This is a genomic window from Peptoclostridium litorale DSM 5388 (assembly GCF_900141635.1).
Classification (GTDB): Bacteria; Bacillota; Clostridia; order Peptostreptococcales; family Peptostreptococcaceae; genus Peptoclostridium; species Peptoclostridium litorale.
In genome coordinates, this window is sequence record NZ_FSRH01000017.1 from 50253 (window position 1) to 60926 (window position 10674).

Sequence of the window (10674 nt, forward strand, 5' to 3'; positions counted from 1 at the left end):
AATAACTATTATTGATTGGAGGAGGGTGGATTTGAAGCTTAAGATAAAAAAAATAGACGAAAATGCTGTGGTTCCAAGGTATGCCCATGATGGAGACGCGGGACTTGATCTTTTCTCGATAGAGGAAAAGAGAATAGATCCGGGAGACAGGGCGCTTTTGAGAACCGGAATAAGCATGCAACTGCCTGAAAATACAGAAGCACAGATAAGGCCAAGAAGCGGTCTGGCCCTTAAAAACGGAATAACAGTGCTCAATACTCCGGGAACAATAGACGAAGGGTATAGAGGTGAAGTTTGCATAATACTTATAAATCATTCTGAGAAAAGCTTTGCTGTCGAAAAAGGTATGAAAATAGCTCAAATGGTTATAAAGCCTGTTCTTAAAGTGGATGTGGAAGAAGTGGAGGATCTTTCTGCAAGCGGCAGAGGAGAAAATGGATTTGGATCTACTGGAATATAGGCAGAAATATGTCGAATGTAAATTAAAAAGTAAATTTAATGCTAAAAAAACTTAAAAAATATTCAAGGAATACTATTTTTGTGGTAGAATAACAATACGGAAGCAGTTTAGAAAAAGGCAAACCTGTTGAAAGGCAGGGACGCAAAGCTATGGGTCTAAGGGATTATCCTACGATTGCCAGGTTGCCGGAAATGCGTGATGTATGTTACATTGACGTAAGAGCCGTCTTCCTTTGAAGGCGCTTTTTGGCATTTCAGTCGCGCCCGGTAAAAAATACAGGGAGGGTTTGAAATGGGAATAAAAATAACCAGAGAACTTGTGAAATATGTTTATTTGAATACCCCAGACAAGGAAGTTGTGAAAAAAGAACTTGAAAAGCTTTATGAAATCATGGAACGCAATATAAAAGAGATAGGCAGCAATAGGGAAGTAAGGCTTATAATTAAGGATTTTGAAATGCTTTCAGACATATTTGATGTGCTCTACATAAGAAAGGATTTTTCAAGTGAAGAGATAACACATTTTGCAAAAAGGGAGGAACACCTTAAATCGAAATTCTCAATGAAGAAAGAGTATATGAGAAAAAAGAAAAATTACAATGGAATATATATATATGCATAAAGCCTGAGTCAATCAGGCTTTTCTTTTGCATTTTTAGAATATATGGCGCAAAATCCCATATTACTATATAATTAGAGTGTTGCAAATAAATATGGCGGCAATAATTCATTATGATAAGGAAAGGCGGACTGGATATGATTAGGACTATAATACTTGCGGCTTATGTAGTATTATATCTTTTACTTTCTATTCCAAAGCTTAAAAAGGTTTCAAAGCTTGAAGAAACAGGGGAGAAAGAAGAAAAGGATGCTATAATTAGAAAAACGGCCAAAGACTGGGCGGATGGAATAGTTAGGCTGAGCGGATCGAAAGTTGAAGTAAAAGGAGCAGACAATATTCCAAAGGACGAGGCTGTGGTATTCGTAAGCAACCACCAGAGCAATTTCGACATTCCAATACTAATGTCGTGCATAGAAAAACCCAAGGCATTTATTGCAAAGGTCGAAATGGAAAATATGCCCATACTCAGCAGCTGGATGAGCAAGATGGGATGCATATTCATGGACAGGAATGATGTGAGGCAGTCGCTCAAGTCAATTTCAAAGGGAGCTGAGAATGTAAAAAACGGCTATTCGATGGTCATATTTCCAGAAGGTACAAGGAGCGTTGACGGAGAGCTTGGAGAATTCAAACAGGGAAGCCTAAAGCTTGCGACAAAGGCTAAGGCAAAAATAGTGCCTGTTACAATAAAGGGTTCAAAGGATATAATGCCAAAGGGCAAAAAAGCCATAAGGGCTGCGAATGTACAGCTTGTAATATCAGAGCCTATAGATACAAGTGATATTTCAAAAGAAGATGAAAAGATGCTCTCTGAAAGAGTAAGGGGAATAATAGAGTCTAATATTTAGAGCAAGCGGGTGAAAATGTGAACATTATGGGGCTTGAAATAGAAAGTGATTTTGAAATAAGAAAAATAAGGGAAACAGATATGGATGTGGACCTGTTTGTCGACATAAAGGGAACCACTCTCAATATGAGTGTCGAATCAATGCCTGCCGTAATAGCATCCAGAATACAGTTTTGTATGGCAAGGGGGATTCTAATAAGGCTTTCGGCCGACGGTGAAAAGGTATGTACAGTACACATACTAAGAAACATAGACATATATTCGGCGATATCCAATTTTGAGATCGACTACTCAAGCCATATGCTCAGGATAGCAGACGAAAAGACACACGCACTGCTGGAAATTAAAAGCAAGTGATAAAGACAAACAAAGAGGGTACAAATAAATATAAAGATGAAAAGGCGTTCAAGACATTGAACGTCTTTTTTAGATTAAATTGTTCTGGGAGTATTGAAACTACACGAGAATACCATAGCTTAACGAGCGGGGAGGGATGAATGTGAAAAGTCAAACAAGTATGCCGCTTTTCGAGGCATTATGCGAATATCACAGAAAAAATGTTATTCCATTTGATGTTCCAGGACACAAGCATGGCAGAGGAATTCCACAGCTGGTCGAATTTTTAGGGGAAACGACTCTCCAGGTGGACGTAAACTCCATGAAATCGCTTGATTCCATAGGCAATCCCATAGGGGTCATTAAGCAGGCTCAAAACCTTGCAGCAAAGGCGTTTGGGGCACGGGAGTGTTTTTTCATGGTGAACGGGACAACATCTGCAGTGCAGGCCATGATAATGAGTGTGTGCAAGCCCGGAGAAAAGATAATACTTCCTAGGAATGCACATAAATCAGCCATAAACGGACTTGTATTAAGCGGAGCCATACCCGTATATATCCAGCCGGGAGTTGACGAGAGGCTAGGCATTGCAAACGGCGTAAAGCTGGAAGATGTTAAAAAGGCGATACGGGAGAATCCCGATGCAAAGGCGTTATTTTTAATAAACCCGACATATTATGGAATGACATCGAATATCAAAGAAATAGTAAACGAGGCGCATTCAAACTCAATTGCAGTACTTGTGGATGAAGCGCACGGCGCTCACCTTCATTTTCATGAGCAGCTGCCCGTATCGGCAATGGAAGCCGGAGCGGATATGAGCGCTGTAAGCATGCACAAGACAGGGGGATCCCTTACACAGAGTTCTTTATTGCTCGTGAAAAATAGACTAGTAGATAATAAGTTTGTAAGGATAGTCATAAAGCTTACACTTACTACAAGTGCATCATATCTTTTAATGAGCAGTCTTGACGTGGCCAGGAGAAACCTTGCCGTTGAAGGAAAGGAGATTATGGACAGGGTTTTAAAAATATCAAGAAATGCAAGGAAAGAGATAAACGATATAGAAGGGCTGTATGCATTTGGAGGCGAACTTGTAAACGGTGACGATGTATTCAGTTTTGATGAGACTAAGCTTGGAATATGTGTATCTGAAATAGGGCTTACGGGTTTCGAGATGTATGACATATTGAGAGACGAGTATAATATACAAATGGAAATGGCGGATGCCTATAACGTGCTTGCCATAATAAGCATTGGGGATACAGAGGGAGCGGTCCAAAAGCTTGTAGAGGCGCTATCTGAAATATCAAAAAAATACAGGCGTGAAAATATAAGCACTGCAAAGCCGATACTTAAAAACCCAGAAGTAGTTGTCTCTCCAAGGGATGCTTTTTACAGCTGTCAAAAAACGGTGAGACTTGAAAGGGCAATAGGACAGATAAGTGGAGAGGCGGTAATGGCATATCCACCGGGGATACCTATATTTGCCATGGGAGAGAGAATAACGTCAGACATGGTGGAGTATATAAAATTTCTAAAAAGCCAAAATGCATCAATAACAGGCACTGAAGACCCAGGTGCCGATTATATAAAGGTGCTTGGCATGTAGAACGTATTGCTTTAAAAAGAATATAGGAGCACAAAAACATAAAATTAACAGACAGCAAATGACAAAAACAGCCCTGGCTCATCAATCTGAGCCGGGGCTGTTTAGCATGCCAAATAATGATACTAGCTTATTAGTTTCAAAGTATCATCTATTGAATGTTCGACCTGATAAGCTTTAAGCGATCTGCTTATGTACGCTATCACTTTTTCAGTTGCTTCTTCGGGAGAGTATGAATCAGTATCTTTGAGTATCCTTTCAAGCATTCCCCGATATATGAGTATAATCATTTCGTTTAACTCGTCTACGTCGTCTTCTCTTATGTAACCATCTTCTACGCAGCTGAGAAGTATTGCCTTGTTTCTGTCATTCAGGTTCTGCTTTAAAAGCATTGGCAGAGTCCCGTCATAATGTTCACCCAGATCGTCTGGAAATATTTCATAATATTCCTGAACCATGTTTTTTAAAGACTGACTGAATTTATCAAAGAAAAGAGTATAAAAAACCTTAGGTTTTTTAAATGAATATATGCAAAATGCCTTCCATATGTTCAAGAATTTTTCGATTGAATTTTTAGCACCTTTTGTATATACTGAGAGATTTTGAGAGTATTCTTTGAGATACTTCATTGACGCAAAACATATCAGATGGTCCAGATTTTCGAAATAGTTGTATATGGTTGCGCTGTTATATCCAGCTAAATCGGAAACTTTTCTTATTGTAATGTATTCAAAGCCCTCTTCTTCGATTATCTTATGAGTGGCTTCAATGAAATAACTCATCATTCTTATCTTTTGAATTCTTTTTTTGTCATCGGCAGTTGTGCTATACATTTTAACTATCACCTTTACCCTGTTTTTTACAGCTAATAGAATCTGTCAAATGATTATAACATAAAAAATGGCTTTTTTACAGGGTTATAAGGGAACTTAATTATAATGCAACTTATGATTAAAAAAAGATTTTGCATAATCAAACAAGGAAAACGGTTACTTAAGGAAGTTTTTTGAAGAAATAGGATATTTTTAAATAATTATGAATGTTTAAGTATATGAAAAAATAATAGAAAAAAAATTAAAAATAAATTTAATCTATTTAAAACCCAGTAAACAAGCCAAATTTGTTATAAAAATATCTAAATTAATCACGATTAGCAAATAAACGAATTTACAAAATAGTCTGGGTTATGATATAATTATTTCAAGCCAAGCGATTGGAATGATAAGATAGTAACAAACGTATTGCAGATAGAAAAAAACTATCGGCACTACAAAAAGTATAGGCAAACATCAACATGGGAGTTGATATGTTTATAAAAAAATTAACTATTTTGTATACAATGCTATAACTCATGGGGCCCCTCCCTGTGAATTTAATAAAAAAGTATTCTGAAAAGACTTATTATTCTGAAAGATGAAAGGAGTGTTTCTTAATGAAATTAGAAATGGGTAATTTTTACGTTAAGGACATCGTTTTCGGCGAAAAAACTTCTTACGAAAATGGTATCCTTACAGTTAACAAGCAAGAAGCTCTTGATTTTGTAATGGAAGATGAGCACATAACAGAAGCTGATCTTCACATAGTTAAGCCAGGAGACATGGTTCGTCTTTGCCCTGTTAAAGAGGCAATAGAGCCAAGAGTAAAGGTTGACGGAAGAACACTTTTCCCAGGAATCACTGATAACGAGCTTACAAGATGTGGAGAGGGAAGAACTCACGCGCTTAAAGGATGTAGCGTTCTTGTTGTAGGAAAGCACTGGGGTGGATTCCAGGACGGACTTATAGACATGGGTGGAGAAGGAGCTAAGTACACTTACTACTCTACTCTTAAGAACATAGTTCTTGTTGGAGATACTGACGAGACTTTCGAGCAAAGAGAGCAGCAAAAGAAAAACAAGGCGCTTAGATGGGCTGGACACAAGCTTGCTGAATATATAGGAAGCGCTGTTAAGGACATGGAGCCTGAAGAAGTTGAAACTTTCGAGCTTGAGCCTGTTACAAAGAGATCTGCAGATGTAAATAAGCTTCCAGGAGTTGTATTCGTAATGCAGCCTCAGTCGCAAATGGAAGAGCTTGGATACAATGACATGGTTTACGGATGGGACATGAACAAATTCCTTCCATCATTCATGCATCCAAACGAAGTTCTTGACGGAGCAGTAATATCAGGAAGCTTCATGCCTTGTTCATCGAAGTGGTCAACTTACGACTTCCAAAACTTCCCTGCACTTAAGAGACTTTATGCAGAGCATGGAAAGACTGTAAACTTCCTAGGCGTTATAATGTCTAACCTTAACGTTGCTCTTGAGCAAAAGGAAAGAGCAGCTCTATTCGTAGCTCAAATGGCTACGTCACTTGGAGCTGAAGCTGCAATAGTTGCAGAAGAAGGATACGGAAACCCAGATGCAGACTTCATAGCTTGCATAGTTGCACTTGAGAACGAAGGAATAAAGACTGTAGGTCTTACAAACGAGTGTACAGGTAGAGATGGAATGTCTCAGCCGCTAGTTACTCTTGATGAGAAAGCTAACGCTATAGTATCTTGCGGAAACGTTTCTGAGCTTATAGAGCTTCCTCCAATGCCAGTAGTACTTGGAGAACTTCAGGCACTTGCAAGAGACGGTCTTTCTGGAGGATGGGAAGGCGACGAAATACTGGGATCATCAGTTAAGGAAGATGGATCTATAATAATGGAAAACAACGCAATGTTCTGTGGAGACCAGGTTGTTGGATGGTCTGTTAAAACAATGAAGGAATTTTAATATATAGAAAACTTGAGGAGGTGCACATAGATGAAAAAGGCAATTCTATATCTAAACCAGTTCTTCGGTCAGGTTGGTGGAGAAGACAAGGCTGATTATGAGCCAGAAATAAGAGAAGGTCAAGTTGGAGCCGCTATGATGCTTAACAGTGCTCTTGAAGGTGCAGAGGTTAGTCATACGGTAATATGCGGAGACAACTTCATAGGTTCTAACAGAGACGAGGCTATAGAGAGAATACTTGGATTCCTAGAAGGAAAAGAGTTCGACATATTCCTAGCAGGACCAGCATTCCAGGCAGGTAGATACGGAGCTGCGTGTGGTGCTATAGCTAAGGCTGTTAAAGAGAAGTTCAACGTACCTGTTGTTACATCAATGCACGTAGAGAACCCAGGAGTTCTAATGTTCAAAAAGGACATGTACGTAATGGTTGGCGGAAACAACGCTGGTAGAATGAGAAAAGACATGGGAGAAATGGCTAAGCTTGCAAACAAGATACTTGCAGGAGAGCCAGTTGGAACAGCTGACGAGGAAGGATTCTTCCCAAGAGGAAAGAGACATCAGTGCTGGCCAGAAGGACAAAAGCCTGCTTCTGAGAGAGTTGTAGAGATGCTTCTTAAGAAGATCGCTGGAGAGCCTTTCCAGACAGAACTTCCAATACCAAAATCAGACAGAGTTGAAATAGCTGCGCCTATAAAGGACCTTTCAAAGGCTTCAATAGCTGTAGTTACTACAGGTGGTATAGTGCCAGTTGCTAACCCTGACAGAATACAGTCTGCATCAGCTACAAGATGGGGAATGTACGATGTTACAGGAATGGAAAGACTTGAAGGCGGAGTATTCAAGACTATCCACGCTGGATTCGACCCTGCAGCTGCAGATGCAGATCCAAACGTAATAGTTCCAATAGATGCTCTTAGAGCACTAGAGAAAGAGGGAGTAATAGGAGAACTTCACAAGTACTTCTACTCTACAGTTGGAACAGGAACTACAGAGGCAGAGGCTGCTAGAATGGCTAGAGAAATAGTTGTCAAGCTTCAAGAAGGCGGAGTTACAGGCGTTATCATGACTTCTACCTGAGGTACTTGTACACGTTGCGGTGCAACGATGGTAAAAGAAATAGAAAAAGCTGGATTCCCAGTGGTTCAGATGTGTAACCTTATACCAGTTGCTTCTACAGTTGGAGCTAACAAAATGGTACCTACAATATCTATACCATACCCACTAGGAGATCCTTCAACTTCTAAGGAAGCTCAGTGGAAGCTTAGATACCACAGAACTAAAGTGGCTGTTGAAGCTCTTACAGCAGAAGTTCAAGAACAAACAGTATTCAAGGTTAAGATATAATACGCATATAAAGACTAAACCATATAATTTACTTCCAAAAAAGTAAGATATATAACCGAGTCATAAAAACCAAAAGTGCCGGCAGTATAGCTGGCACTTTTGGTAAATAAAAGCAAACGTTGTCATTTGATATATTTATATATAGGTGAAAAAAAGACGCTTTTAATTTAACTTATTGTGTCAATTAAATCATAATGGCATTAAAAGTACTATAATAATTCGTATTGAAATTTTTAATATGAATGGAACAATGATTTGATTTAATGTACAAAAAAGTTAAAAATTTAACTCAAATGTCATAATTTAATATTGTATATAATTCCTAAAAAGTTGTATGGTATACAAATATAAAGGAGGAATTCTCTTGGTAGATAAAATAGTAGAATCCAACATGGCTAAAAAGCCAGATAACACGGTATTTTATGCATCTATGGCGATAGTTATTGCAATAGTTGGATGGGGGCTTGCTGCACAGGCTAGCTTTGCAACTTTCGCAGACAATCTTCTTGCTTACCTTTCAAACACATTCGGTTGGGCATATCTTCTAGCAATGTTCGTATTCGTAGTATTTGCAGCAATCCTTGCTTTCAGTAAATATGGAGACTTAAAACTTGGACCTGACGATTCTACGCCGGATTTCAGCACTAAATCTTGGTTTGCAATGCTTTTCGGAGCGGGAATGGGTATAGGACTTGTATTCTGGGGAGTTGCAGAGCCTATATACCACTATCTTGGGCCAGTTGGAGCAGAGGCAGGAACACCTGAAGCTGTCGATTTTGCGTTTAAGACGTCGTTCAAGCACTGGGGATTCCACCCATGGGCAAACTACAGCATAATAGGTCTTGCGCTTGCATACATGCAGTTTAGAAAAGGAAAGCCGGGTCTTATAAGTAGTATATTCATACCTCTAGTGGGAGATAAAGCAGTACAAGGGGTTTTTGGAAAGACTGTTGACATTCTTGCTGTATTCGCTACAGTTGCGGGTGTTGCGACATCTCTTGGTATGGGAACACTTCAGATAGGAAGTGGAATAAGCTATATATTCGGTGTAGAGCAGACAATGTTTATGAACCTTATGATAATAGCTGTAGTAACAGTAATTTTCATATGGACGGCAGTAAGTGGTGTAGACAAGGGTATAAAGGTTCTTGGAGACATAAACCTTGTACTTGCGGGAGGACTTCTTGTGGGAACTTTCCTTGTAGGAAACAAAGTTGCTACAATGAACGGACTGTCAAGCGGACTTGGACTGTACCTTAACGACTTCCTTAAGGACTCGCTTTCAATAAGCGCATTCGGAGACAACAGTTGGCTTTCAGGCTGGACAGTGTTCTACTGGGCATGGTGGATAGCATGGGCTCCATTCGTTGGATCATTCATAGCTCGTATATCAAGAGGAAGAACTATAAGAGAGTTCATAGGCGGAGTTATATTCGCTCCTGCAATGGCATCTTTCATATGGTTTGCCGTATTTGGATCTCTTGGACTAAACCTATTCAACAATGGAACTATGACTGAAATTGGAGCGGCGGAAACGGCTCTATTTGAAGTAATGCAGCACTACCCTCTTGGAACCGTGCTTTCATTCATAACACTTATGCTTCTATGCACATTCTTCATAACATCTGCAAACTCGGCTACATTCGTGCTTGGAATGCTTACATCTGAAGGTGACCTTAACCCTTCTAATCAGAAGAAAATAATATGGGGGCTATTCCAGTCTCTTCTTGCAACAGCACTTCTTCTTGCAGGAGGACTTAAATCGCTTCAGACAATATCTGTTGCGGCCGCGTTCCCATTCATATTCGTAATGTTCCTTGCCATAGCATCGTTCATGAAAGCTCTGGTTAATGACGAAAAGTTTGCAAAGAAGTAGGCAGACGCAAATAGAATCCAGAATGAAAGAGCAGCCTGAAAGCTGCTCTTTTTCTGGATTTTAAATAGATATAAATTGTGAAAAAATAAATAATATTTTAAAGTGCAACTAATTGAGTATAAATAATGTTGAGGCTATTCACAGCATTTATACAGGATATTGTTTTTATTGAAAAAAATAATATAGACTACTTATTTTTGGAAAAATATTTAATTAACTGATTTATTTTGTTATATTTTATAGTGATGGTTTAAACTCCTCTATGGGGATTATCAAACAGGAATAGAAAATTTACATTACATATTATTGGGAGGGAAAGCAGTGGAAAACGTATACGACATAGCCATAATAGGTTCAGGACCTGCAGGACTTGCAGCAGCACTTTACGGAGCAAGAGCAAAGATGAAGACTCTTCTTCTTGAGGGAATGAAAGTTGGAGGACAGATAGTAATAACTCACGAGGTTGCAAACTATCCAGGATCAGTTCCAGAAGCTACAGGACCGTCTCTAATAGGAAGAATGGAAGAGCAGGTTGAAGAATTCGGAGCAGAAAGAGTAATGGACAACATAGTAGACGTTGACTTTACAGACAAGATAAAAGTACTTAAGGGAGCAAAAGGCGAGTACAAGGCTAAGGCTGTAATAGTTGCTACAGGAGCATCTCCAAAGCTTGCAGGATGCCCGGGAGAAAAAGAGCTTACAGGAAAAGGCGTATCATACTGCGCGACTTGCGACGCTGACTTCTTCGAGGACATGGAAGTGTTCGTAATAGGCGGAGGAGACACAGCAGTTGAAGAGGCTATGTTCCTTACAAAATTCG

General features: G+C 39.3%; 10 protein-coding genes and 1 riboswitch. Of the genes, 9 read left to right on the forward strand and 1 reads right to left on the reverse strand.

Features of this window, described 5'->3' with window-relative positions:
* Window positions 1-31 precede the first annotated feature (31 nt).
* The 5 genes from dut (at window position 32) to BUQ87_RS13495 (ending at window position 3876) form a co-directional block, all read left to right on the forward strand.
* A complete protein-coding gene (gene dut / locus BUQ87_RS13475) occupies window positions 32-460 on the forward strand; it encodes a dUTP diphosphatase (RefSeq protein ID WP_330391370.1) in 429 nt (142 codons plus the stop codon).
* A 106-nt stretch (window positions 461-566) separates the two neighbouring features.
* Window positions 567-650, forward strand: a riboswitch (cyclic di-GMP riboswitch).
* A gap of 101 nt (window positions 651-751) precedes the next feature.
* On the forward strand, window positions 752-1081 hold the full coding sequence (locus BUQ87_RS13480; protein WP_038265808.1) for a hypothetical protein: 330 nt from the start codon (window positions 752-754) through the stop codon (window positions 1079-1081).
* A 134-nt stretch (window positions 1082-1215) separates the two neighbouring features.
* Complete coding sequence (locus BUQ87_RS13485; RefSeq protein ID WP_038266276.1) at window positions 1216-1929, forward strand: lysophospholipid acyltransferase family protein; 714 nt, start codon at window positions 1216-1218, stop codon at window positions 1927-1929.
* Between the two features lie 17 nt (window positions 1930-1946).
* Window positions 1947-2285, forward strand: a complete 339-nt coding sequence (locus tag BUQ87_RS13490; protein WP_052636166.1) for a hypothetical protein — start codon at window positions 1947-1949, stop codon at window positions 2283-2285.
* A 136-nt stretch (window positions 2286-2421) separates the two neighbouring features.
* Window positions 2422-3876 carry an aminotransferase class I/II-fold pyridoxal phosphate-dependent enzyme gene (locus BUQ87_RS13495; RefSeq protein ID WP_038265811.1) on the forward strand — a complete coding sequence of 485 codons (1455 nt, stop codon included), beginning with the start codon at window positions 2422-2424 and terminating at the stop codon, window positions 3874-3876.
* A 122-nt stretch (window positions 3877-3998) separates the two neighbouring features.
* Here BUQ87_RS13495 and BUQ87_RS13500 read toward each other — a convergent pair whose 3' ends face one another.
* On the reverse strand, window positions 3999-4706 hold the full coding sequence (locus tag BUQ87_RS13500; RefSeq protein ID WP_038265813.1) for a TetR/AcrR family transcriptional regulator: 708 nt from the start codon (window positions 4704-4706) through the stop codon (window positions 3999-4001).
* A 599-nt stretch (window positions 4707-5305) separates the two neighbouring features.
* On the opposite strand from BUQ87_RS13500, the gene BUQ87_RS13505 reads away from it, so the two are divergent.
* The 4 genes from BUQ87_RS13505 to BUQ87_RS13525 all read left to right on the forward strand — a co-directional run.
* Window positions 5306-6634 carry a glycine/sarcosine/betaine reductase component B subunit gene (locus BUQ87_RS13505; RefSeq protein ID WP_038265814.1) on the forward strand — a complete coding sequence of 443 codons (1329 nt, stop codon included), beginning with the start codon at window positions 5306-5308 and terminating at the stop codon, window positions 6632-6634.
* Between the two features lie 30 nt (window positions 6635-6664).
* Window positions 6665-7978: a betaine reductase selenoprotein B gene (gene grdH / locus BUQ87_RS13510; RefSeq protein WP_081823014.1), complete on the forward strand. Its 1314-nt coding sequence runs from the start codon at window positions 6665-6667 to the stop codon at window positions 7976-7978.
* 364 nt (window positions 7979-8342) lie between these two features.
* The gene (locus BUQ87_RS13520; RefSeq protein ID WP_330391372.1) at window positions 8343-9854 is read left to right on the forward strand and encodes a BCCT family transporter; all 1512 of its coding nucleotides are present in this window, start codon (window positions 8343-8345) and stop codon (window positions 9852-9854) included.
* Between the two features lie 321 nt (window positions 9855-10175).
* Window positions 10176-10674, forward strand: a 499-nt coding sequence (locus BUQ87_RS13525) for an NAD(P)/FAD-dependent oxidoreductase (protein ID WP_143182478.1), incomplete at its 3' end; no start/stop codon positions are given.

Coding starts and splice junctions, on each gene's coding strand:
- BUQ87_RS13480 (WP_038265808.1), top strand. CDS start 752: ATGGGAATAAAAATAACCAGAGAACTTGTGAAATATGTTTATTTGAAT.
- BUQ87_RS13485 (WP_038266276.1), top strand. CDS start 1,216: ATGATTAGGACTATAATACTTGCGGCTTATGTAGTATTATATCTTTTA.
- BUQ87_RS13495 (WP_038265811.1), top strand. CDS start 2,422: ATGAATGTGAAAAGTCAAACAAGTATGCCGCTTTTCGAGGCATTATGC.
- BUQ87_RS13500 (WP_038265813.1), bottom strand. CDS start 4,706: ATGTATAGCACAACTGCCGATGACAAAAAAAGAATTCAAAAGATAAGA.
- BUQ87_RS13505 (WP_038265814.1), top strand. CDS start 5,306: ATGAAATTAGAAATGGGTAATTTTTACGTTAAGGACATCGTTTTCGGC.